Genomic DNA, 22,797 nt, shown 5'->3' on the forward strand with positions numbered 1-22,797 from the left:
GGCTTGGGGCGTGTCTACCCGCCGAGATGGGCTGATGGCCTCGGTTCCTGCCAGGCTTGCGGGGCTCTTGCCGCTACGGCCTTGTCAGACTGCAGCAGCGGAAGGCGGCTCCTCGTTTTCTGATCTACTGGGGAAGCCTGGGAGCAGCCTAGAACCTAAACCTGCCTTGGCAAATTCGGTTTCTTTTCGGGTACACTTTCGCTATACTCGTCTCATCCGTCAGATTTCGAGTTCCTTGCTCTGGAAATGACCTGGCGCGCTACCTTTTTTGGCTACTTTACCTTTCCCTGGCGGCAACCAGGGCGGAGGGGTGGCGCGTAAACTCAGAAGCTAAGTTTACTCGAGTCCGTCCTGAAGCCCTGGGCCTAGAGCCAGGGCTTTTTTGACGGCTCGGTGGTTGAATCCCTCACTTGCATTGCAGCAATAAGGACGACGGTGCTATGCCCCCCCAAACCGACAACTGCAACATTCAAGAGGTAACTCCCTTGATTACCCCCGCTGCTGTCAAAGCCAAGCTGCCCCTCACGGAAAGGGCCGCCCAGGTGGTGCTCTCCACACGGCAGGCCATCCGCGACATCATCCACGGACGGGATCTCCATCGCTTGGTGGTAATTGTTGGACCCTGCTCCATCCACGATCCGGAAGCGGCGATAGAGTACGCCCATCGCCTCAAGCGGGTGGCCGACCGAACCCGCGAGCACCTGGTGATTGTGATGCGCACCTATTTTGAGAAGCCTCGCACCACAGTGGGCTGGAAAGGCCTCATTAACGATCCCCACCTGGACGGCTCCTGCGATATCGCCACCGGCTTGCAACTGGCCCGTTCCATCCTGCTGCAGATCAACGAGCTGGGCTTGCCCTGCGCCACAGAGATGCTGGATCCAGTGACTCCTCAATACACAGCCGATCTCGTGAGCTGGGCGGCCATCGGCGCTAGAACCATTGAAAGCCAGACCCACCGGGAAATGGCCAGCGGCCTCTCCATGCCCGTGGGCTTCAAGAACGGCACTGACGGGCGGCTGGAGATTGCCCTCAACGCTATCGTGTCCGCTAGCCACCCCCACAGTTTTCTGGGCATTGGCCAAGACGGCATGACGGCTTTGGTAAAAACCACCGGCAACCCCGACCGGCATATCGTGTTGCGGGGGGGCGGCGGCAAGACCAACTACGGGCCGGAAGATGTGGCGCGGGCGGCTTTGCTAATGAAGGATCAAGGGATCCCGCGCTCAGTGATGGTGGATTGCTCTCACGACAACTCCCACAAAGACTACCGCCGGCAGGGATCCGTCTGTCGAGCAGTGCTGCGGCAATACCAGGAAGGGCAGCGGGCTTTGATGGGACTCATGCTCGAGAGCAACCTCAAGCCGGGCAAGCAAACTTGGCAGAAGGGGGTACCGCTCCAGTACGGCGTCTCCATCACTGACGGCTGCATCGGCTGGGAGGAGACGGAGGAGCTCCTGGAGGAAATGGCGGCAACTGTGGCAGGAAAGACCTTGGCCCTAAGCCACTAAATGCCCCAGCCTTGTCCAGGGCTGTCTAAGCAGGGAGAGGGGCAACGCTAAGATCCAATTGTCCCTCTTCCCAAGCCCCTGGCGGAGAAGGGGCAGAGAAACTGTTCTTGACAAAACTTTTTTGCGCTTTTCTCGAACCTGTGGTTACCCTCCAACTGGCTTCCCCTACCTCTGCGGCCTGGATCGATCAGGCCATTCGTCACTTCGACCTCGTCTTGTTAGACCACGCCAACTGCGAGAAAAAAGCGGCGGGTAACGCCCTCAGTCTCCTCTTCCGCTACCCAGCCAACGGGCAGCTGGTGGAAGCTCTGTCGCCGCTGGCGCGGGAGGAGCTGCAGCATTTTGAGCGAGTCCATCGCCATCTGCAGCGGCTGGGGATCCTGCTTAGGCCTTTGCCAGCGGCTCCCTACGCCAGCCGCCTCAACCAGCACCTGCGCCGCCATGAGCCAGAGCGTCTTCTGGATGCACTGCTAGTGGCCGCCATTATCGAAGCTCGCAGCCACGAACGCCTGGGCCTGCTGGGAATTCACCTCCCCGATCCCGAGTTGCGGCAGTTTTACCTCTGGCTGGCAGCGGCTGAAGAACGGCACTGGCAGTTGTATTTGGATCTGGCCCTGGCACAGTTCCCCGCCGACCAGGTGCAGGAGCGTCTGGACACCCTGCTGCAAGTAGAAGCCGAGATCCTCTCTACCCTCCACCCTGAGCCTCGTGTCCACAGCTAGCTCCAGTTCCAAGCGACACAGCAGCGGCTGGCCAGTTACAGCGGTGCTGCTGGTGCTACAGCTTGGAAGCTAGCACCCTAGAGGACAGCCACATTGACCTGGAGTGACTTATCTGGCCCACGGTGCCCGGCGGCATTGGCTGCGTCAGTTTACTGAGCCGATCACTGCTGGGGTATTTGCGGGTGAGTCACCCTTGGTTTGAGGTGAGCAAGCCGACGCGCCAGTTGATCCAAGATCCCGCCCTCTGGGTGGCAGCCAGTTTAGCCTGGGTGAGGGGAATCGGCAACAGTTGGAAGTTGGTACTCCAGAGGCTGCCTAAACTAGAATGAATGCAACCTCCACCCTCAGGATCCTGCCAGCAGTAAGATAAGACGAGGATCTCAACTAGCCAGCACCCCTTTCTGCAGGGAGGGAGATGGAAAGCCAGGTCGGCTCCTGCCTGAGTCATGCTGTTTAAATACACCCACCTCTTGCTGTTGTCCCTCCAGGGAGCCGCTGTGCAAATGAGACCCACATAATTCACAACGATTTTCAGGGCATTTTAGGATCCCCAATATTTGTACTACAGCCCTACAGATTGCCACCATCTATCACAGCAACAGAGTTTAATCCCAAGCGCCTGCATGCAGCTCCAGAACATTGACAGTACTGGGCAGGCGTTCTGAGAGAGATCTCCCATTAACCGAGGGTTTCTGGCTCTTTTCTAGTGCCCTCGACAAGTCTATTGGTCTACAGTCGCTTTGAGCAAGATCTAGAGCCTTCGCTGCTGCGCCTCGACTCAGTCTTTTTCCCAAAAAAGGCGAGAAGATATGGCTTTTTTTAGCGATGCTTACTCGGTTCAAGAAGAGCATCGACCCAGAGGATAAATCTTGCTTGTAGAGACAACCAAATCTGATTGTTCATGCGCAGTAGAAACAAGATATACAAGCCTAATATGAACAAAACACACCAGTTTCCTAGGCTTCTGTAGGTTTGGACAATTTGGCTTTCGCTCCAACCAAACTCATAAACCAGGCGGTTCATATCCCCAGCAGCATCTCCTTGGCCGCATAGTAGGGTTCCCCAAGGAATTGGGGCTAACCCTTGCTGAATAAGATGCCACTGCCAAAAGCTTTTCCAGAGGCTGCTGGCCGCGATCCCCAGCACGACAAATCGCCAAAAATCCCATCTCCAGCGATCTGGCAAGGGAAAATAAAAGCTGGCCATCAGAAAGGTGCTGAGATAAAATTCTCCTCCAACGCCGCTAAAGACAAACAACATCTCCCAGGTGCGATTGGGCATCAGCCAGGTCATGTAAAACTGCAATAGAGCAAGAAAGATGGCCAGCACCTGCAGCCACCCAATCCGCTCCTTGCGGGCTGACCAGAAGAGTAGAATCAGTAAAAAGAGGATTCCAAAATACACAAAGGGATCCCTCTGCGAGCTAACGCTTGTCCAGCCGATGGGCAGAGGCAAAGCCCGATACCCGCTCCACCAGGCGACGGTGGCATGGCCAAATTCGTGGATCCAAATGTGAAGAGGCAAATGCAACAACTGCAACAAGCCTATGTTGTTTACCATCAGGGCCACCACAAATGCAACGGGGTAAGCCCAGATATTCACTAGCAAATTCTCGAAGGAAAACCGATCCCAGCGCTGCTGGGAGCCTATTCTCAGTCTGCGCCGCCAGAGCAATTGGGAGCCAAGGAAAGCGCAAATTTCCACTTGTTCCAGCCGTGGGATCCGCAGCTGCTTCAACATTAGAAAAAGCCGGGCGGTCACCACTTGAGGGGAGGGTTGTCCGGGAAGGGATCCCAGCAGGTAGATGTGCAGGGTGTTATCAGCAAAGCGAACTTGTGCAGGCCACTTTTGCCGCAGCAGCTCCAAGCGGACAACCTGCACAATCGCTTGACTATTACCGGCGCGGGCCAGAGAGAGGGGATCAGGTGGGCCTGTCATTCATTACTTGGCGAAATCTCAGGGGAAGGATCCCCACTATCCTCAGCTAGCTCCGCCGGCAGCAGCAAGAGGGCGCTCCCTTCAGGTCGCCTTGGGGGGAGGTTGGTATAGTTGAGGGCAGCAGGTAGGCAGAGTGGGTGGACGGTATGCCTGGCTTGGACAAGCGGGGAATAAGATGGGATCCCAAGCCGTGCTCCCTTTGGGGAGCAATGCTGCTGTGGGGCCTAGCCGGAGCGGGTCTATTTTCCCCCTTGCCCGTTCAAGCCCAACTGACTACCGTTACCGGTTTGTCTCGCATTGACCGCTGGCACTACGACCCGCAGCGGGGATGGCTGGAGGTCAACACCCAAGGAGAGGTGCGGCCTTTTCTGTTTGTGCTGCAAAACCCTCCTAGGGTGGTTCTGGATTTTCCCAACACCCTTTTTGGACGCGAGCCCCAAAGCCAGACCTTTCCAGGGCGAGTTACCTCGCTGGAGATCAAACAGCTCACCCCGACCATCACCCGCTTTGTCCTCCACCTGCAGCCGGACCAGCCCCTTAGCCTTGACCAACTGCAACTCCTTACCGCCAGCCCTTCCCGCTGGGCTGTTCAGTTCCTCCAACCCGAGCAACCCTCGCCCCCTGCCTCGCTATTTCCCCCTCCCCCTGGTTCCCAGGAGTCCACCGCCTCGTCCCTGCCCCCATCCTCAGGGCCGCCCCGTCGCCCTGAAACCAGCCCACTCCCTCCTCCTGCAAGCTCCCGCTCCAGCCATCAGATCTTGGCCATCTCTCCCCAGGCGGAGGGCTTTTTCATTCGCACCCAGGGCAACCCTTCCACCACGGTGCGGCGCCTCTTCGATCCAAATCGGGTGGTTGTGGATTTTCTCAACACCACCCTTAGTCCCGCCCTCACCCAGCGGGTCTATCCTGTCAACCGCTTGGGGGTTTTGCGGCTGCGTGTTGGGCAGTTCGAGCCTACGACCGCCCGCGTGGTGTTGGATGTGGATCCTTCCAGTGGGGATTGGGAGGCCCGCTACGACCCACAGCAGGGAGGAATCTGGATCCAGCCTGCTGGGGGTGCTGCCCAGGCCAGCCTTTTGCCTGATATCAGCCTAACTGATTCCCAAGGGCCGCTAGCCACCTTGCGCTCTGTGGAACTGCGGGGAAATCAGCTCATCATCAGCGCCGATGGGTTTATGTTCTACCGGGCTGGCTGGGATCCCGAAAGCGGCAGCTACCGCATCAACGTGGCACCAGCGCGCCTGCCCGAGTCCTTGCCGGATCCCGGCTTGCCGGTCGGGGGACCGGTGCAGCGGATCCGCCTTGTGCAGGAAGATGCCCGCACGGTCAGCATTCTGGTGCAGCCCGCCGAGGACTTCAATGTCTTTGAGCCCAATCCCGGCCAGGGATCCCGCCGCATCACTTTGGAGTTGCGTCCTCTAGGCGCTCCTTTTCCCACATCCCAGCCGCAGCCGCCTGCCCAGGCTTCCCGTCCTCGCCAAAGCCGGCCGGTCATTGCCCTGGATCCAGGCCACGGGGGACGGGATCCCGGTGCTGTTGGGGTAGATGGGATCTTGGAGAAGGACATTGTGCTCCTTGTTGCCCACCAGGTCCGACACCTGCTGCAGGAGCGGGGCTATGAGGTGGTGATGACCCGCACCGACGACCGTGAGGTGCTGCTGCGGCCGCGGGTGGATATAGCCGTGCAGGCCAACGCCACGCTGTTGGTGAGCATCCACGCCAACGCTCTGGATCGCTCCAGCGTCCACGGCATCGAGACCTACTACCTACGGCCGGATAGCGCCGAGCTAGCAGCAATCTTGCACCGCAGCCTGGTGCGAGCTACTGGCGCTGCGGATCGGGGGGTGCGACGGGCCCGCTTTTTCATGGTGCGGGAAACGCCCGTGGGCATGCCCTCGGTGCTGCTGGAGCTGGGGTATGTTACCAACCCCACGGAAGGGCGAAAGTTGGCCACCCCCGAATACCAGGCCATTTTGGCGGGAGCCATTGCCGAGGGCATCGAGACCTTCTTGCGCAACCGCTAGAGCGTGCCGCCCGTCTCAAAGCAGGGTAGGATACAGCAGCTTAGGCCAAGGTAGTGAGGGAGAAAGGAGCATGCGTTGGGGGTGGACAAGAGAGCCAGATCCCAGTTGGCCAATTGGGGTGTTTGACAGTGGTCTGGGGGGGCTCACCGTTTGGCGGGCCCTGCGGCGGCAATTGCCCCAAGAGCGCCTTGTCTATTTTGCCGATACGGCGCGGCTGCCCTATGGGGATCGCTCGCCTGAGGAGATCTTGACCTTCGTGCGCCAGATCCTGCGCTGGATGCAGGCGCAGCCGGTGAAAGTCGTGGTGATGGCCTGCAACACCAGCTCGGCGCTGGCCCTAGAGCAAGTGCAGCAGGAGTTTGCCCTACCCATCCTTGGCCTCATCCTGCCCGGCGCCCAGGCGGCCTTGGCCCAAGGATCCCGCATTGGGGTCATTGCCACGGCGGCTACGGTTAAAAGCCGCGCCTACTCCAAGGCCATCCGTGAGTACAGCGCCCTGGATCCCAAGCGCTTTCCCCAGCCTGTCCACTGCTGGGAGCAGGCCTGCCCGGCGTTTGTTCCCCTCATCGAAGCCGGTCAGTTGAACAGCCTCGAGCTGCAGCAGGCCGCCAAACGCTACTTACAGCCGCTTCTACGGCAGGGGATCGACACCCTTGTCTACGGCTGCACCCACTATCCTCTCCTTGATCCCCTGCTGAAGTCTCTGCTGCCCCCTTCGGTCAAGCGGGTGGATCCCGGCGTGGCCCTGGTGCGCTCGCTAGCCCGTGAACTCAGCCTCTGGGGTCTCCGCCGGCCCCCAACAGCCCCCCATGACGAACCGCACCGCTTCTATGTCAGCGGGGATCCAGAGCGCTTTGCCCAGTTGGCCACCCCTTGGCTGGGCTTTCGACCTCAGGTGGAACAGGTAGAGTTGCCAGCCCTCGACGTCAACAACTTCCGCCGAACCTAGACAAGAACAGCCATCTGCTCGAGAACGCCGGCGGAATAGGCCTATCTCCCTTCGCGCCAGCGGTGAACCTCGGCCCAGACACGGGTAGGCAAGCCCCAAATATAGATGAAGCCTTCGGCAGCGCGATGGTCGAATTGATCCCCTTCCCCGTAGGTGGCCAGCTCTGGGTTGTAGAGGGAGTAAGGGGAACGGCGGCCCACGCAGACCGCTTGGCCCTTGTGCAGACGCATCCGCACGACGCCGGTGACGCTTTTCTGGGTGGTGCGGACAAAGGCGTCAAGAGCCTCCCGCAGCGGCGAATACCAAAGGCCGTTGTAGATCAACTGGCTGTAGGTGGTCTCGATGCCGTACTTGTAGTGGAGGACCTCGCGGGGAAGGGTGAGGCTTTCCAGCTCGCGGTGGGCTTGAATGAGCACAGTTAGAGCGGGGCACTCGTAGATCTCGCGCGACTTAATCCCCACCAGCCGATCCTCAATCATGTCGATGCGGCCCACGCCGTGGCTGCCGGCCAAGGCATTGAGCCGCTCAAAGAGGGCTCTGGGGCCAAGGCGCTGCCCATCCAGCTCCACTGGGATCCCCTCTTCAAAGGCAATCTCCACGTAGGCGGGCTCGTCGGGGGTTTGAGAAAGAGGCCGGGTGAGGGCATACACTTCCTCCGGCGGCTCTTGGTCGGCGTCCTCCAGGATCCCGGCTTCGACGCTGCGGCCTAGAATGTTGAGGTCGATGCTGTAGGGGCTGGACTTCTGCACCGGCATGGGGATCCCGTAGCGCTCCCCATAGGCAATGGTCTCCTCGCGGGTCATGCCCCACTCGCGCGCTGGGGCCAGCACCTTTAGCCTAGGGTTTAGGGCGGCAATGGCCAGGTCGAAGCGCACTTGGTCGTTGCCTTTGCCGGTGCAGCCGTGGGCCACCGCGTCGGCACCCACTTCCTCTGCCACCTCCACCAGGAGCTTGGCAATCAGGGGTCGGGCTAGGGCAGTGGAGAGAGGGTAGCGCTGTTCGTAGAGGGCGTTGGCCTGGAGGGCGGGGAAGGCATAGTCGGTAATTAGGGTCTGGACAGCCTCCCGCACCAGCGATTGCTCTGCCCCTGCCCTAAGGGCCTTGGCCTGGATGGCCTCCAGCTCTGCTCCTTGCCCCAGATCCACCGCCAGGGTAACCACCGATTCCACCCCCCACTCGTGTTTGAGGTAGGGGATACAGACGGAGGTGTCAACGCCGCCGGAGTAGGCCAAAACCACCTTCTTTGCCCGTCCCATGGTGCTGTGGATCCCTGTTGGAGACAAGTTGCTAGCCCATTATGCCCTGTAGCTTGCCCAGTCTGACCCCTGGGGGCAGCTTGTCGAGTATTCTCATAGGGGATTTCTCCTAGGCTTGGGATCGCTGTCTAAGCAGGTGTTGGCGCAGCGTGGGGGGTGGGGCTCAAGTGAGCAAGGCCAGCAGAGGGATCCGAGCAGCGCAGCGGAGACTTAGCCAGAAACGAGCTCTGGGACTGGGGATCCTGTCGCTGCTGAGCTTTGTGGCCGGGGCAGGGTTTGCCGCCCTCTCCCAGCCGGAAGGGGGATCCCCGCCAGAGCTGCCCCGTTTTACCGCCCACGGCTGGCCGCTACTGGATCCCCTGCCGCAGCCGGAGGAGATCTGGGAGTGCGAGCTGGTGGTGGTGGGCGGATCTCTAGGGGGCGTGGCGGCGGCAGGCCAAGCCATGCGGGGGGGCGTGCAAACCTGCCTCATCGAGCTCACTCCCTGGCTAGGGGGGCAGATCACTTCCCAAGGGGTATCGGCCCTCGATGAGTCTCTCCTCATGCGGCAGCGGGGCAATTTTTCCCGCCACTGGCTGGAGTTTAAGGCCCTCATTGAAAGCCAGCCGGTGCATCTCCCGTCCTGGACAGGGATCCCGCCCGGCACCCGCGTGGCCGAGATCAACAGTTGCTGGGTAGGGAGCTTGTGTTTTCCGCCCCAGGCAGGTCTGCAGGCGGTGGATACCTGGCTGCGGCAGGCGGCTCAGTATGCTCCCCAGAGTCGCTGGGCCACCCAGACGGCTTTTAAGGGGGCCACCTTCAGCGCCGACGGCTCCCGGATTGAGAGCATTTATGCTGTGCAGCGACAGCCACGGGATCCCAACTTCGTGCCGCCAGGACGGCTGTGGCGCGAATTGGTGAGCTGGTATAGCTGGCAGGAGACGGAAGTGTTTGCCAAACGGGTGCTGCGGCTGCAGGCACCGCCAGGCCGTCCCTTCTTCGTCATCGACGCCACCGATACCGGCGAGCTGGTGGGCTGGGCTGGCATCCCCTACCGGCTGGGCTCGGAAGGGCGGGATCTAACCGGAGAGCCCAATGCCGCCCCGGCCAGCAACCCGGAGTGTACCCAGGCCTTTACTTTTCCCTTTGTGCTAGCCATCCACGACGATGGCGGCCGCTCCCGCGCCGAGCTGGCCCAGCTGCAGCCGGGCTACTCCCGCGCCGAACACCGCCGCCAGTTTGACCTGGAGGGCTTTCCCACCTTCAGCGGCCGGAGCTTTTTCAACTATCGCCGCATCGTCAGCAAGGGCCGCACGGATCCCTTCTACGGCACCCCGGTTCCCGGCGATCTCACCCTGGTGAACTGGAACCGCGGCAACGACTGGGGGATCATGAACCCACCCCTAATCCTAACGGAAGAGCGGCTGGTGGCCTCGGGGCAGCGCCACAACTGGTTGGGGGGGCTGGACGTCTCCGCCCTCAAAGATGGAGAAAACCACGCCCTGCTGTTTGCCGAGTGGCTGATGGAAACCCAATCCCGGCCCGGCTATCCCCTCTCCCTAGTGTTTGCCGAAGACTCCTTGCTGGGCACCCGCTCTGGCCTCAGCCTCTACCCCTACATCCGAGAGGGGCGGCGCATCCTGGGGCGAGCTGCCTACGGCCAGGCGGAGTTCATGATGCTGGAGCAGGACATCCGAGTTGGCGCCAGCGGGGGGCGGGACTTCAGGTCCACCGTTGTCGGGATCACCCACTACGCCATCGACATGCACGGCTGTCGCTACCGCAACTGGGAGCCCTCCCGGTCGGCCAGCTCTGCACCGGTCAACGAGTTTTCCGTCCGCCCCATTCTCATTCCCTTGGAAGCTTTGATCCCGCAGAAGGTGGATAACCTGCTTATCGGCGGCAAGGGAATCGCCGTCAGCCACATTGTTAACGCCGCTACCCGCACCCACTACGGGGAGTGGACCATCGGCTCGGCAGCTGGGCTCATTGTGGCCTGGTTGCGCAGCCAGGATCCCAGCTTGACCCCGGCCCAAATCGTGCCGCAGGGCAAGATGGCCGATTTGCAGCGCTACCTGGTTGCCCATGGACAGCGACTGCACTGGTAGGCCGCTGCTGCCGTCTTACCCCTCTGCGCTGGAAGGCACCCTTCCGCCATAGCGCCGCTGCCGCCACCACACCAGCAGGGGGCTGGCGATAAAGATGCTGGAATAGACCCCCAAGCTAAAGCCGATGAGCAAAGCAATCGCAAACCCCTTCAACGTGGCCCCGCCAAAAATGGCAATGGCCACCAGGGGCAGCATCGTCGTCAGGGTGGTGTTTAGGGAGCGGGCAAAAGTTTGGTTTAAAGACAGGTTCACCACCTCGGCAAAGCTGACCCGGCGGCTGACTAGACGCAGGTTTTCCCGGATGCGGTCGTAGATGACCACCGTGTCGTTGACGGAAAAGCCGATGATGGTTAGCAGCGCCACCACAAACAGGCTGTCCGCCTCCATGCCCACCGTCAGGCCCAAAAGGGCAAACAGCCCTGTGGTCAACACCACATCGTGCAGCAAGGCCACAATGGCAAACACTGCGTAATCCCACTGAAAGCGCAGGGCCAGATACACCACAATCAGGCCGAAAGAGATGAGCACGGCCACGAGGCCGGAGCGCAAGAGCAAACGCCCCACCGTCGGGCCCACCGTCTCCACCAGCCTGCGCTCAAAGGATCCCACCCGCTGCCGCAGCGTGTCTTCCACTGCCAGGCGCTCTTGCTCCGTCAAAGGGGGCATGCGGATCAGGGCTTCCTGGCCCGTCTGGGTGTCCAGTTGGATGATGCTGGTTCCCAAACCATGTTCCTGCAGCGCCCGCCGCAGCTCGTCGGTGGTGACAGGCCGCTCAAAACGCAGATCCAGCAAGGTGCCGCCGGCAAAATCCAGCCCCAGCCGCAGGGGGGTTCCTAGAGAGGCCAGAGAAAAAGCCATGCTGGCCAGCCCCACCAGCAAGACCGCCAAGGAAAGGGTAAACCAGAGCTTGCTGCGCCCGACGATGTCGAAGCGGTAGTCGAGCAACCGCGAGGATCCGCCTGCTGGCTCTTGCGCGGTCATGGTTGGGCCGCCTCCATGCGAACGCCGTAGAGTTCAGGTTTGCGCAGGGCAGGGATCCCCATTGCCGCCAACAGCAGGGTGCGGGTGCAGGTAATGGCCGTAAAGAAGCTTACCGAAACGCCAATAGCCAGGGTTACGGCGAAACCTTTCACCAGCCCCATCCCCAACCAAAAGAGCACGCCACAGACCAAAAGGGTGGTGACGTTGCTGTCGAGAATGCTGCTAAAGGCGCGGCTAAACCCTTCCGAGATGGACTTGTAAATGGACTTGCCCGCCCGCAGCTCCTCTTTGATGCGCTCAAAGATTAGCACATTGGCGTCCACTGCCATGCCAATGCTGAGAATGAAGCCAGCGGCTCCTGGCAGGGTCATGGTCACCCCCAGCAGTTGGAACAAAGCAAACGTACAGAGGGCATAGATGAGGAGAGCGATGTCGGCAATGAGTCCCGGCAGGCGGTAGTAGGCCACCATGAACACAAACACCAGCACCAGGCCGCCGATACCGGCATAGAGGCTGCGGCGCACACTTTCTTCTCCTAGGGTGGCCCCGACCGTGCGGTTTTCAATCACCTGAATTGGAACCGGCAGCGCCCCCGCTTTGAGCTTTATCGCTAGGTCGGTGGCAGTTTCCACCGTGAAATTGCCTGTGATCACCGCCGTTCCGCCAGTAATGCCAGTGCGGGCAAACTCCGGCCCCACGATCGGGGCGCTGATGAGCACCTCGTCCAGAAAAATCCCCAAGGGGCGACCCGTGCCAGCCAGCTCTCGGGTGACCTGGGCAAACTTCTCAGCCCCCTCCGGCTTAAACTCTAGCAGCACTTCCCAGCTCTGGGAGCCGCGGCGAGGGGCCTGGGGATAGGCGTTGCGCAGCAGATCCCCGGTGAGGCCGACCCCTTCAAACAAGGCTTCGGGGTTCTCTCCGGCTGTTACCTCCCCCCGTTCGTTGCGGGGCAGGGCGCTGACCGGAACTAGGCCCTTGCGAAATTCCAACTGGGCTGTGTCGCCCAAAAGAGCAACCGCCCGATCCGGATCTGCTACCCCAGGCAGTTGCACGAATAGACGATCCCGGCCACTGATTTGAATCAAAGGCTCAGTCACCCCCAGGCCGTTGATCCGCTGCTGGATAACAGCCTCCACTCCCTGCATCACTTCGGGAGTAATCTCAGGCACCTCCTGCGTCGGCAGAGCTTGCAGGGTAAGCTGCGTCCCGCCTTTGAGGTCAAGGCCGAGGCGAACTTCTCGGCTAAAGCCCAAGTAGGTGAGAGCCACTACCACTGCTAGGATAAAGACTAGGCCTCGCAGGAGGGCAAGCCGATTGAGCCACGAAGCTAGGGATCTAGCCATACTGCCTAGTTAAGCGAGGAACACGGCCGCACTGGTTGGCAGGCCCAAAGTTTTGTAACGCTTTGAACTTCTCGATTTTACCCCAGACGGACTTAGTTGACGCTAGAAGCTGTTGCCAGGGGCAGGCAGTGTCCCAGATCTGCAAGGGAGGAAAAGTGAGGGTGAATTGGCGACGAACTTGCCTGGTGGCGGCGTTGCTTTCTATGCTCACCTTCCGGGGATCCCCTGCCTGGGCGGGAGAGTACTTCACGGAAGAGGTGACTCGCCCCAGCGTAGAAGTTATCCATGGCTGGCGAGAGGTGGTGTCCGGCACTCGGGTTACCATCACCAACACCAGTCCGGGCTCCTTTCGGGTGCCCCTGGAAATTGAGCTGGCGGATCGGGCTAGCTGTGATCGGGCTGACCTGGTGCTGACCAACAAGAGCACCTTGCCGCTGGGATCTTTTCAAGATTGCATCCTTAATCTCTTTCCCTATCTGGATAAGTTCATCAACCAGGAGGTTGCCAGCATCCGGGTTACCCTAAAAGGGCCAAATCCCCTCCTGGAGATCCCTCTGACCGAAGCGGATCGGCTGATCCTGGCCCAGGTGGCCAACCAATCGCGGGAAGCCTTTGTCTTCTTTCAGCAGGAGCTGGCCCGCGTTTTGGAGCTCTTGAAGCAGCAAGGCGCCACCCCCCAACCCTCTGCCCCTGCAAGCCCAACGCCTGCGGCATCCGGACCCAACCCAGGCGAGTTGGTGATTGTGGGATCAATCCGGGAAGAGCGGGTAGGGGCTGGCAGTCGCCTGAGTGTGGAAGCCATCAACCGCAGCAACCGCACTGTCCTCAACGCCCGCGCCCGTTTTACCTTCTACCGTGGCGGAGAAGTCGTCGATACGCGCGTGGCCGCCTTTGAGCCCAGCAATGTACCTCCTGGCCAGAAAGCTTCTGCCAGCGTGCTGAAAACGGACGCCAACTGGGATCGGGTTACTGTTACCTTCCAGTGGCAGTAAAGCTCCCTCAGGGAGCCAGGGCGTTGCCCCGCAGCAAGCTGCCCAGGGTTTTAACGGTAATCTTGAACTGCACCCAGGGGCTCATCGGCACCACTGTCTTATAGAGGTAGCTGGCAAAGGTTAGCCGCTGCACATCCCGGTCGGCGCACATCTCGACAAAAGCTTCGCGGGTGGCGTTGGAGCGGTAGAACACCCGCTGCAGAATGTCCAAGACTTTGTAGGTTAGGCCGTACTGGCGATCCCAGCGCTGGAGATAGAGCTTGAGATCCTCTTCTGTGGGGATACGCTTCCCGCCGTTGGAAGTTTCAACAATAGCCTCGGCGCACATGCGGCCCGACTTGGCAGCAAAGTAAATCCCTTCGCCGCTTGCCTTGGTTACATACCCTGCTGCGTCTCCTACCAACGCGGCCCGGCCCACTACGCGGCGCGGACGGGGATGCTCTGGAATGGGATGGGCCTCCACCTTGATCACCTGGCCCCCACGGATCCGGTCAGCAGCGCGGGCGCGGATCCCGGCTTGCAACTTTTGGATCTGGGCTTGGTTGGCCCTCATCGTGCCGGTACCCACCGCCACATGGTCGCACTTGGGAAACACCCAGGCATAAAAGTCGGGCGAGACATCGTCTCCCACGTACATCTCTGCCCGCTCAGCATAGTAGGCCATTTTGTCCTCGGGGAGGCGAATGCGCTCCTGAAAAGCCAGGGCATAGTTGTAGTCCCCGGCACCAATGGCCTCTGCCACCTTCGAGTGGAACCCATCCGCCCCAATCACCACATCCACCGCCAGCGAGCGAGGTACCCCCTGCTGCGCGTTGCCAGAAAAGTCGACATAGTGCAAGACGTAGGGATCCTGGCCATTTTTGGGGACTTCCAGGTGCATCACCTTGCCGTGAATGAGCTCTGCCCCCTTTTGACGGGCGCGGTTGCGCAAGAAAGCGTCAAGGACTTCGCGGCGGCACATGCCAATGTACTCGCCTTCATTTTCGAGGGCGATGTCCACCTCGTAATTGGAGGGCGAGATCATCTTCATCTTGCGCACCTTGCGGTCGATGATCTCCTCCGGCAGGTCGAACTCCGAAACCATACAGAGGGGAATAGCGCCTCCGCAGGGTTTGGCGTTGTCCAGCTTCCGCTCAAACAAAAAGGTCTCGATCCCGGCTTGAGCCAGAACCTCGGCTGCAGAAGCCCCTGCTGGCCCGCCCCCCACCACGGCAACTCTCAGGCTCAAGGCGCCCTCCTTTTTCTTTTTTCCAATTCCTGGGACTTCCCAAAAGGGAAGCTAGCCTGCAGCATACAGGAGTGCAGCAACAGGTACGGGTGCTGCGGTCTCTTGTCTACCCCCATTAAACCCGGGTGGGGCAAGGAATGCAAGGAACCCAAGAAGAGCTCTGGTGAGGAGGCCCCTTGGCGCAAGGCGAACTCTGCGGCTTGGGCGGATTGACCGTGGGGCTAGGTTCGGGATCCCTCAATGTGGGAGTAGGGCTCCAGGTGGATGGTGACCCGCACCGGCCCGTAGCGCTCCTGCAGCAGGTGTTCCACTGCTTCGGTGAGGCGATGGGCCGACTCAACGTCCAGTGGCTCCACCACCATGTGCATTTCGATGAAGATCATCCGCCCTGGGATGCCGCGGGAGGTGATGTCGTGGCAGTCAAGGATGCCAGGCAAGCTGAGAACCAGCTCCCGCAATGTTTTAGGCGGAATGGCCGCCCGGTCGGTTAAAACGGGAATGTTTTCCTGCAGCACTTCCCAGGCGCTCCAGAACACCAGCAGCCCCACCGGCACAGCCAGCACCTGATCCAGCCAGGGGATCCTCCAGTAGTGGATCCCGGCTAGACCCAGCAATACCGTCAGGGTTACCCAGACATCGCTGAGGGTATGGCGGGCATCGGCCAAGAGCAGCGAGCTAGCCAGAGCCTTGCCCCAGGAGCGCTCATAGAAGGCTACGAAGAGGTTGATCCCCAGCACCCCCAGCATTAGCGTCAAGGTCAGCCCGTCGATCTGGAGCTGGGGAGGCAGGGGCTTAAAAAACCGTCCCACCGCTGCGCTGAGGATCTCGAAGCTAGCCATGGCCAAAAGGGCAGCGATCCCCAGGGCACCGATTGCCTCAAACTTGCTGCGGCCATAGGGATGTTTCTCATCCGGCTCTGGCGAGGAAAAGTGGACCGCCACCAGGGCAAGGAGGTTGCTGGCGCTGTCGGTAACACTGTGCAGGGCATCGGCCACCAAGCTTAGGGATCCCGTCGCCAGCCCCAGGGTTAACTTGATGGCAAACACCAGGCTATTTAGCCCCAACGTAACGTACAGCACCCTCTGCACCTGGCGCTGACGGCGGCTGGCTATGGCGGCAGAACTGGGCCTGCTCACTGCTGGGGAGCCTCAGGCGGAAGTCCGTTAGCCTCATTTTGCCACTAACCTCCTCCTAGGAGCCGAGGAGCCGACCTTTAAGGGGATAGGTAATCCCAGGGGATGGGGTACTTTAGAACCGAGGATCGACAGGAAAAAGCGGCAGGCGATGGACGTGGCGGTCGTGGGGGCCGGCTATGTGGGGTTGGTAACCGGCGCCTGTCTAGCCCAAATAGGTCACCGCGTTATCTGCGTGGACAACAACCCTGCCAAAATTGAAGGGCTGCAACGGGGCCGCCTGCCCATCTACGAGCCCGGCCTGGAAGACCTGGTGCGGGCTGGAACTGAGGCCGGTCGGCTGCACTTTACCACCGATCTTGCCCTGGGGGTGCAGGCCAGCGAGGTCATCTTCATTGCCGTAGGGACGCCAGCTCTGCCCAGCGGCGAGCCAGACCTGCGCTACGTAGAGGCTGTAGCGCGGGAGATCGGCCAGCACCTAGACGACCGCTACCGGGTTATTGTTAACAAGTCTACTGTCCCCATCGGCTCCGGCGACTGGGTGCGCATGCTGATTCTGGACGGGGCGGCCGAGGCCGCCAAGCAGCGGCTAGGCAGCCAGGCAGAAAAACAGAAGATGGCTATAGCGGGCGGGGATCCCACCCCCTCCTCCCTGGCCACCCTGGACAGGTCTTCCTGGGTGCCGCCCTTCGACGTGGTGAGCAACCCCGAGTTTCTGCGGGAGGGCAGCGCCATCCACGATACCTTTTACCCCGACCGCATCGTGATTGGCTCCAACAGCCCCCGGGCCATCGAGATCCTGCGGCAACTTTACGAGCCCATCCTCAGCCGCCAGCAAGGCTTGGGCGGGGATCCCGTGCCCTTGCTGGTCACCGACCTGGCCTCCGCCGAGATGATCAAATATGCCGCCAACGCCTTCCTAGCCACCAAGATCAGCTTCATCAACGAGATTGCCAATATCTGCGAGCGCACCGGCGCCGACATCCTCCAGGTGGCCGAAGGGATTGGCCTCGATAAGCGCATTGGCCGCGCCTTCCTCAACGCCGGCATAGGCTGGGGGGGGAGCTGCTTCCCCAAGGATTTGGCCGCTTTGATCCAGACGGCGGCTGACTACGGCTACGAGGCCAAGCTGTTGCGGGCTACTGTCGAGGTCAACCGCGAGCAGCGGCAGCGCTTGGTGGAAAAGCTGCAGCAGGCTCTTAAGGTGCTTAAGGGCAAGACCATTGGCCTTTTGGGCCTCACCTTCAAGCCCCACACTGACGACCTGCGGGATGCGCCGTCTTTAACCTTAATTGAGCAGCTCCACCGCCTGGGGGCCAAGGTAAAAGCCTATGATCCCATTGTCTCGGCTTCAGGAATGCGGGAGGGCCTAGCCCATGTGGTGGTGGAAACAGACGTGTTCCGCCTGGCCCAGGATTGCGACGCCCTGGTGCTGGTGACAGAGTGGCCGGAGTTCTTGTCGCTGGATTACCGGCGCCTTGCCGAGTTGATGCGGCGGCCTCTTATCGTCGACGGCCGCAATTGCCTTGACCGGCAGGCCCTTCAACAGGCGGGCATCACCTTAATTGGAGTGGGCTGGTGAAGGTTCTGGTAACGGGTGGTTTGGGATTTATCGGCTCCCATCTGGTTAGCCGCCTTCTGCAGGAAGGCCATGTGGTTATCTGCCTCGACAACGGCTACACGGGGCGGGAGGAGAACGTGCGGGCTCACCGCAACAACCCCGCCTTTACCTTGCTGTGGCACGACGTGGCCGAGCCGCTGCCGCCGGAGCTGGAAAAAGCTGGCATCGAGCAAATCTACCACCTGGCCTGCCCTGCCTCTCCCCCTCACTACCAAGCGGATCCCATCCGCACCATCCGCACCAGCGTCTGGGGCACCTACCACCTCCTGGAGCTGGCCCAGAAGACGGGGGCCCGCTTCCTCCTAGCCTCCACTTCGGAAGTGTACGGGGATCCCCAGGTGCATCCCCAGCCGGAGGACTACTGGGGCCATGTCAACCCCATCGGCCCGCGGGCCTGCTACGACGAGTCCAAGCGCCTGGCCGAAACCCTAACCTTTGACTGGCAGCGGCAATACCAGACGGAGATCCGCGTGGCCCGCATCTTCAACACCTATGGGCCCGCCATGCGGGAAGAGGATGGTCGCGTGGTCAGCAACTTCATCGTCCAGGCGCTGCGCGGGGATCCCCTCACCGTCTATGGAGATGGCTCCCAGACCCGTAGCTTCTGCTACATCTCCGACCTCATCGAGGGCCTGGTGCGCCTGATGAACAGCCCTTATCCCGGCCCCTTTAACCTGGGCAACCCGCAGGAGGTCACCATTCTAGAGTTGGCTCGGCAGGTTTTGGCCCTCACCGGCAGCTCTTCTCCCATCGTCCACCGACCTCTCCCAACCGACGATCCCAGGCAGCGCCGGCCCGACATCAGCAAGGCCCGCGCCCTGCTGGGGTGGGAGCCCCAGATCCCTTTGCCAGTGGGCCTGGAGCTGACCATCCCCTACTTCCGCCGCCGGCTGGGGCTGGAGTAAAGGAAGACCTCTGGGAGATTTTCCCCAGAGCTGGCCAACTTTGCGGAAGAAAGCAGCCAGGCTGGCATGATACCCGTCATAATACGGAAAAGACATGTTAACTCAGCTAGGGGATCCCTACGCCTGTGGATACTTCTCCGGAAGAACCAACCACCCCCGTGCCCCTGGAAACCTACAGGCTGGAGGTGGAGAGGAAAGTAGTGGGCGCCTTTTTGACGGTGCTTCAGGGATCCAATAGGGGCAGGACTTTCCGCCTGGGGGAGACTGCAGTAGTGGGGCGCAGCCCCCAGGCCGACGTTCAGCTTTCCGACCCCACCATCTCTCGGCTGCACTGCCGGCTGAGGAAGGAAGGGGAAAACTATGTCCTCATCGATCTCGGCAGCCTCAACGGCACCTATGTCAATGGGGAACGGGTAAATTGCCGGGTTTTGGCGGATAGGGATCGCATCCAGCTGGGGAATAGCCTCCTGCAGTTTGCCTATTATGACCGGCTGGAGGAGGCTTTCTTTTTCCAGGTCGCTGCCGCCGCTCTCTACGACCCGCTCACGGGGCTGCACAACCGTCGGTTTTTCCTAGAGCACCTGCAGAGGGAGATGGCCTTTGCCCGCCGCCATAGCTTTCCCCTCCACTTGCTTTACCTGGACTTGGACAACTTCAAGCTCATCAACGACCGCTGGGGGCATTTGGCCGGGGATCAAGCCCTGATCCAAGTAGCCCAACAACTGCAGGATCAGGTTCGCCGCGAGGATCTGCTGGCCCGGCTAGGGGGCGACGAATTTGTCCTCATGGTGCGCGGGGTTCCGGAAGCTCAAATCCTGCAGTTGGCCAAGCGCCTGCGGCAGGCCATCCAATCCCTCCCTCTGCAGGTGGGAGCAGAAGTTATCCACCTCACCTGTAGCATTGGCGTCGCCTCTTTGCTCAGCCTTTCAGCAGAAACTTCCATCCAAAGCTTTCTAGAGGCAGCCGACCAAGCCCTCTACCAAGCCAAAGTGCAGGGGGGCAACCGGGAAGTGTTGCTGTAGGGCTTAGGATCCCTCCACCAAGCTGGCGTAAGCCTCCGCGCTCATCGTGTCGTCAAGATCTTCCGGGTTGGTCATGCGCACCTTGATTAGCCAGCCGTCTCCATAGGGATCGTCGGCAATGCTCTCTGGGCTGTCCACCACCGCTTTGTTTACCGCCACCACTTCCCCCGAGACAGGGGCATACAGATCCTCTACGGCCTTGACGGACTCCACCGAGCCAAAGCTCTCCCCCTTTTCAATTTCTGTCCCTTCCTCGGGCAGGCCGACGAAGACGATATCCCCCAGCTGATCGACGGCATAGGCCGTGATCCCAATCACCGCAATGTCATCCTCAACCCGGATGTACTCGTGGGTGTCCACGTAGCGCAGATCGGGTGGGTACTCCAGGGCCATGCCACTTTCCCCGCTTAAATCCAGTGGACTATTCTAGGGCAATCCCTGAGGGCGGTAAAGCTCTCTCAGGCGGGAGGACTAGAGAAACTCTAGGAGCAGCCGATTCACAGTCTGGGGCGCCTCCTGCTGCGCCCAATGGCCGCACTCGGGGATGTACTCCTTGCGCAGGCCGTTGGGGAAGAAGGGATCCATTCCCTCGGTCAGCTCGCGGCTAAGGGCAAAGTCTTCTTCTCCCCAGATAAGCAGGGTGGGGGCGAAGATCGGCCGCAGGGGCTGCAAAAACAGGTTCTGCAGAGTGGGCAGGCTAAACAGGTGGCGGTAGTAGTTGAGGGCAGAGGTGAGCACCTTGGGCTTGGCAAGGGCCTCTTGGTAAACCTTTAGGTCGTGGCGGGTGAAGGCGCTTTTGCGCACCGAGGTCTCTTGAAAAATGCGCCGCACCCACTCCTCGAGGTTCCACTGCAACACCCACTCTGGCAGCCAGGGCAACTGGAAGAAAAACAGGTACCAACTGCGGCGCATCTGGTCCAAATTGGTCAGGAACTCCCGGCGAAAGCAAGCGGGGTGAGGAGAGTTGAGCACGGCCAGCTTGCGGATCTCCTGGGGAAAAAGTTGCGCCCAGTGCCAAGCAATAGCCCCTCCCCAGTCGTGGGCCACCACCACCGCGCTTTTGGCCCCAAAATGGGCTAGCAGGCCGCGGACATCCTCGGTGAGGGTGTCCAGGTCGTAGCCGTAATCCGGTTTGTCAGAGTCGTTGTAGCCGCGCAGGTCAGGTGCCACGACGCGAAACCGCTGCGCCAACACCGGGATCTGGTGCCGCCAGGAATACCAAAACTCTGGGAAACCATGCAACAAGATTGCCAGCTCCCCTTCCCCCTGGGTGACATAGTGCAGTTGAATGCCATTGGTCAGGGCATAGCCGTGCCGCCAGCTCCCCATCCGGGCGGCCACCTCAGCAGGAAGGCGTTGGATCCCTGCTTCTGCCATGGTCTCTGCTCTTAGGCCAAACCTCTAGTTGGTATCCAACCATACTAACGTTCTCTCTCTGGCGGGGGCTTTTTCAGGGGCTGGGGCAAGCGGCATTCTGGGAAAGAAGCTGCGGCTGGAAAGTTTGGATGAAAGCTTCTACACCATCCCCCCAGAGGATTGCCCTTCTAGGGGCGGGGGCCTGGGGAAGTACCCTGGCTCTGTTAGCCCAGGCTCGGGGCCACTGGGTGCAGGTTTGGGATCGGCGCAAAGGCTGGGATCTCAAAGAGGTAGTCCGGGGATCGGACATCATTATTTCGGCAGTCTCCATGGCCGGCGTGCGCCCCGTGGTCGAGGCCGTGCGCCAGGTGGGGATCCCCCCCCAAGCCATTCTGGTCTCGGCCACCAAGGGGTTGGATCCCCTGCAGCTCTTGACACCAGCCCAGATCTGGGCAGCCACTTTCCCTACTCATCCGTTGGTGGTGCTCTCCGGGCCAAACCTGGCCGCTGAGATTCGCCAGGGTTTGCCAGCAGCTGCAGTGGTGGCCAGCCACAATCCCGAGGCGGCAGTGCAAGTGCAGCATGCCCTTGCCTCCGAGCGCTTTCGCCTCTACACCAGCAGCGATCCTCTAGGGGTGGAGCTAGGGGGTATTCTCAAGAACGTTATTGCCATTGCTGTGGGGGTGTGCGACGCGCTGCAACTGGGCACCAATGCTCGGGCTGCCCTGGTTACCCGCGGCTTGGCCGAGATGATCCGGGTGGGATCCCGCCTAGGGGCGCGGCCTGAGACCTTCAACGGCCTCTCAGGGCTAGGGGATCTCCTAGCCACCTGCCACAGTCCTTTAAGCCGCAACTACCGTGTAGGCTACGGCTTGGGCCAGGGCAAACCTCTGGGCCAGGTGTTGGCCGAGATCGAGGGAACCGCCGAGGGGGTTTACACTGCTCCCGTGGTGGTTCAGATCGCCGCCCAGCACGGCATCCAGGTGCCCATCACCCAGGAGGTGCATCGGCTGCTGCAAGGGCAGACCACCCCCGCTGCCGCCCTTTCCCGCCTGATGGAGCGACAACTCACCTCGGAATGAGCTCCTCTCCCTGAGGGGAAAGAGAGCTTGAGCTACCTGGAATAACCGCAAGTCTTCCCAGAATGAGCCATTTGGCGGAGTTTTTCTCTCCGAAGTTTCCCTATACTGCCTCTGTAGCCCTCCTAACTGCTCTCGCATCAACCTGGATTTCAGAGGTTCGGGGAAGCCAGAGCTTGGCTTGAGCGGTGTGTGTCTCCTGCTTTTTCACAACCTCCCATGGCTAAACGCATCTTGGTGATCGAGGATGATCCCTCTATCCGCACCTACCTGCAGAAAGTGTTGCGGCAAGCTGGGTACGATACGTTGGCAGCTAGAGACGGGGAAGAAGGGCTGCAGATGGTGCGCGCCCTCCTGCCAGACTTGGTGCTATGCGATGTAGTCATGCCCAAGCTCAACGGCTATGCCGTGCTGGATGCTGTGCGATGGGATCAAGCCACAGCCCACATCCCCTTTGTCTTTCTCTCCTCCAAGACTTCTCGAGAAGCTGTGGAACAAGGGCTACAACTTGGTTCCAACGCCTACCTCACCAAGCCCATTGATCAAAACCACCTCCTGGACGCAATTGCTGCCCACCTCACCTAAACTGTTGCTAGCAGCCTCGTCCCCACTGCTTCCCCCTAGCAACAGAAGGGAGCACAGCTAATTCC

At 60.6% G+C, this 22,797-nt stretch carries 19 protein-coding genes; 11 read left to right on the forward strand and 8 right to left on the reverse strand.

Going from position 1 to position 22,797, the window contains the following annotated elements; all coding sequences use genetic code 11:
- Positions 1 to 440 precede the first annotated feature (440 nt).
- Positions 441 to 1,511: a 3-deoxy-7-phosphoheptulonate synthase gene (locus tag NW807_RS03180; RefSeq protein WP_414394176.1), complete on the forward strand. Its 1,071-nt coding sequence runs from the start codon at positions 441 to 443 to the stop codon at positions 1,509 to 1,511.
- A 107-nt stretch (positions 1,512 to 1,618) separates the two neighbouring features.
- A complete protein-coding gene (locus tag NW807_RS03185) occupies positions 1,619 to 2,233 on the forward strand; it encodes a tRNA-(ms[2]io[6]A)-hydroxylase (protein WP_414404843.1) in 615 nt (204 codons plus the stop codon).
- An 819-nt stretch (positions 2,234 to 3,052) separates the two neighbouring features.
- Here the strand turns inward: NW807_RS03185 and NW807_RS03190 are convergent.
- Positions 3,053 to 4,171 carry a hypothetical protein gene (locus NW807_RS03190; RefSeq protein ID WP_414425275.1) on the reverse strand — a complete coding sequence of 373 codons (1,119 nt, stop codon included), beginning with the start codon at positions 4,169 to 4,171 and terminating at the stop codon, positions 3,053 to 3,055.
- A 209-nt stretch (positions 4,172 to 4,380) separates the two neighbouring features.
- Here NW807_RS03190 and NW807_RS03195 point away from each other — a divergent pair, with 209 nt between their 5' ends.
- Positions 4,381 to 6,195 (forward strand): N-acetylmuramoyl-L-alanine amidase, encoded by a 1,815-nt coding sequence (locus NW807_RS03195; RefSeq protein ID WP_414425276.1) that lies wholly within the window; start codon positions 4,381 to 4,383, stop codon positions 6,193 to 6,195.
- 70 nt (positions 6,196 to 6,265) lie between these two features.
- The gene (murI, locus tag NW807_RS03200) at positions 6,266 to 7,144 is read left to right on the forward strand and encodes a glutamate racemase (RefSeq protein ID WP_414404840.1); all 879 of its coding nucleotides are present in this window, start codon (positions 6,266 to 6,268) and stop codon (positions 7,142 to 7,144) included.
- Between the two features lie 41 nt (positions 7,145 to 7,185).
- Here the strand turns inward: murI and NW807_RS03205 are convergent, their stop codons facing one another.
- Positions 7,186 to 8,400 (reverse strand): argininosuccinate synthase, encoded by a 1,215-nt coding sequence (locus NW807_RS03205; RefSeq protein WP_414425277.1) that lies wholly within the window; start codon positions 8,398 to 8,400, stop codon positions 7,186 to 7,188.
- Between the two features lie 167 nt (positions 8,401 to 8,567).
- Here NW807_RS03205 and NW807_RS03210 point away from each other — a divergent pair, with 167 nt between their 5' ends.
- The gene (locus NW807_RS03210) at positions 8,568 to 10,487 is read left to right on the forward strand and encodes an FAD-dependent oxidoreductase (RefSeq protein ID WP_414425278.1); all 1,920 of its coding nucleotides are present in this window, start codon (positions 8,568 to 8,570) and stop codon (positions 10,485 to 10,487) included.
- A gap of 15 nt (positions 10,488 to 10,502) precedes the next feature.
- Here NW807_RS03210 and secF read toward each other — a convergent pair whose 3' ends face one another.
- Both secF and secD read right to left on the reverse strand, forming a co-directional pair.
- The gene (gene secF / locus NW807_RS03215) at positions 10,503 to 11,468 is read right to left on the reverse strand and encodes a protein translocase subunit SecF (RefSeq protein WP_414404838.1); all 966 of its coding nucleotides are present in this window, start codon (positions 11,466 to 11,468) and stop codon (positions 10,503 to 10,505) included.
- Entirely contained in the window at positions 11,465 to 12,811 is a 1,347-nt protein-coding gene (gene secD / locus NW807_RS03220; protein ID WP_414411304.1) for a protein translocase subunit SecD, read from the reverse strand. The genes secF and secD overlap by 4 nt, the downstream gene beginning before the upstream one ends.
- 161 nt (positions 12,812 to 12,972) lie before the next feature.
- Between secD and NW807_RS03225 the strand changes: the two genes are divergently transcribed.
- Positions 12,973 to 13,803, forward strand: a complete 831-nt coding sequence (locus NW807_RS03225) for a hypothetical protein (protein ID WP_414425279.1) — start codon at positions 12,973 to 12,975, stop codon at positions 13,801 to 13,803.
- 7 nt (positions 13,804 to 13,810) lie between these two features.
- Here NW807_RS03225 and chlP read toward each other — a convergent pair whose 3' ends face one another.
- Positions 13,811 to 15,031: a geranylgeranyl reductase gene (gene chlP / locus NW807_RS03230; protein WP_414394192.1), complete on the reverse strand. Its 1,221-nt coding sequence runs from the start codon at positions 15,029 to 15,031 to the stop codon at positions 13,811 to 13,813.
- A 221-nt stretch (positions 15,032 to 15,252) separates the two neighbouring features.
- Complete coding sequence (locus NW807_RS03235) at positions 15,253 to 16,167, reverse strand: cation diffusion facilitator family transporter (RefSeq protein WP_414425280.1); 915 nt, start codon at positions 16,165 to 16,167, stop codon at positions 15,253 to 15,255.
- Between the two features lie 148 nt (positions 16,168 to 16,315).
- Between NW807_RS03235 and NW807_RS03240 the strand changes: the two genes are divergently transcribed.
- The 3 genes from NW807_RS03240 (at position 16,316) to NW807_RS03250 (ending at position 19,712) form a co-directional block, all read left to right on the forward strand.
- The gene (locus NW807_RS03240) at positions 16,316 to 17,746 is read left to right on the forward strand and encodes a UDP-glucose dehydrogenase family protein (protein ID WP_414425281.1); all 1,431 of its coding nucleotides are present in this window, start codon (positions 16,316 to 16,318) and stop codon (positions 17,744 to 17,746) included.
- Positions 17,743 to 18,690: a UDP-glucuronic acid decarboxylase family protein gene (locus tag NW807_RS03245; protein WP_414425282.1), complete on the forward strand. Its 948-nt coding sequence runs from the start codon at positions 17,743 to 17,745 to the stop codon at positions 18,688 to 18,690. Before NW807_RS03240 ends, NW807_RS03245 begins: the two co-directional genes overlap by 4 nt.
- Before the next feature lie 125 nt (positions 18,691 to 18,815).
- Positions 18,816 to 19,712, forward strand: a complete 897-nt coding sequence (locus NW807_RS03250) for a diguanylate cyclase (protein ID WP_414425283.1) — start codon at positions 18,816 to 18,818, stop codon at positions 19,710 to 19,712.
- A 3-nt stretch (positions 19,713 to 19,715) separates the two neighbouring features.
- Here the strand turns inward: NW807_RS03250 and gcvH are convergent, their stop codons facing one another.
- Together gcvH and NW807_RS03260 are read right to left on the reverse strand one after the other, a co-directional pair.
- Complete coding sequence (gene gcvH / locus NW807_RS03255; protein WP_414394202.1) at positions 19,716 to 20,105, reverse strand: glycine cleavage system protein GcvH; 390 nt, start codon at positions 20,103 to 20,105, stop codon at positions 19,716 to 19,718.
- A 78-nt stretch (positions 20,106 to 20,183) separates the two neighbouring features.
- Positions 20,184 to 21,089, reverse strand: a complete 906-nt coding sequence (locus tag NW807_RS03260) for an alpha/beta fold hydrolase (RefSeq protein ID WP_414394204.1) — start codon at positions 21,087 to 21,089, stop codon at positions 20,184 to 20,186.
- 128 nt (positions 21,090 to 21,217) lie between these two features.
- On the opposite strand from NW807_RS03260, the gene NW807_RS03265 reads away from it, so the two are divergent.
- Together NW807_RS03265 and NW807_RS03270 are read left to right on the forward strand one after the other, a co-directional pair.
- Positions 21,218 to 22,150, forward strand: a complete 933-nt coding sequence (locus tag NW807_RS03265) for an NAD(P)H-dependent glycerol-3-phosphate dehydrogenase (RefSeq protein ID WP_414425284.1) — start codon at positions 21,218 to 21,220, stop codon at positions 22,148 to 22,150.
- A gap of 216 nt (positions 22,151 to 22,366) precedes the next feature.
- Positions 22,367 to 22,732, forward strand: coding sequence for a response regulator (locus tag NW807_RS03270; protein WP_414394208.1), 366 nt, complete (start codon positions 22,367 to 22,369; stop codon positions 22,730 to 22,732).
- Positions 22,733 to 22,797: the final 65 nt, after the last annotated feature.

Origin of the sequence: Synechococcus sp. R70.1 (assembly GCF_047461675.1) — a bacterium.
Lineage (GTDB): Bacteria > Cyanobacteriota > Cyanobacteriia > Thermostichales > Thermostichaceae > Thermostichus.

Bases quoted from the DNA above. Each gene is read 5' to 3' on its own strand.
- NW807_RS03180 (WP_414394176.1), top strand. From the start codon at position 441: ATGCCCCCCCAAACCGACAACTGCAACATTCAAGAGGTAACTCCCTTG.
- NW807_RS03190 (WP_414425275.1), bottom strand. From the start codon at position 4,171: ATGACAGGCCCACCTGATCCCCTCTCTCTGGCCCGCGCCGGTAATAGT.
- NW807_RS03195 (WP_414425276.1), top strand. From the start codon at position 4,381: ATGCTGCTGTGGGGCCTAGCCGGAGCGGGTCTATTTTCCCCCTTGCCC.
- murI (WP_414404840.1), top strand. From the start codon at position 6,266: ATGCGTTGGGGGTGGACAAGAGAGCCAGATCCCAGTTGGCCAATTGGG.
- NW807_RS03205 (WP_414425277.1), bottom strand. From the start codon at position 8,400: ATGGGACGGGCAAAGAAGGTGGTTTTGGCCTACTCCGGCGGCGTTGAC.
- secF (WP_414404838.1), bottom strand. From the start codon at position 11,468: ATGACCGCGCAAGAGCCAGCAGGCGGATCCTCGCGGTTGCTCGACTAC.
- secD (WP_414411304.1), bottom strand. From the start codon at position 12,811: ATGGCTAGATCCCTAGCTTCGTGGCTCAATCGGCTTGCCCTCCTGCGA.
- NW807_RS03240 (WP_414425281.1), top strand. From the start codon at position 16,316: ATGGACGTGGCGGTCGTGGGGGCCGGCTATGTGGGGTTGGTAACCGGC.
- gcvH (WP_414394202.1), bottom strand. From the start codon at position 20,105: ATGGCCCTGGAGTACCCACCCGATCTGCGCTACGTGGACACCCACGAG.
- NW807_RS03260 (WP_414394204.1), bottom strand. From the start codon at position 21,089: ATGGCAGAAGCAGGGATCCAACGCCTTCCTGCTGAGGTGGCCGCCCGG.
- NW807_RS03265 (WP_414425284.1), top strand. From the start codon at position 21,218: ATGAAAGCTTCTACACCATCCCCCCAGAGGATTGCCCTTCTAGGGGCG.
- NW807_RS03270 (WP_414394208.1), top strand. From the start codon at position 22,367: ATGGCTAAACGCATCTTGGTGATCGAGGATGATCCCTCTATCCGCACC.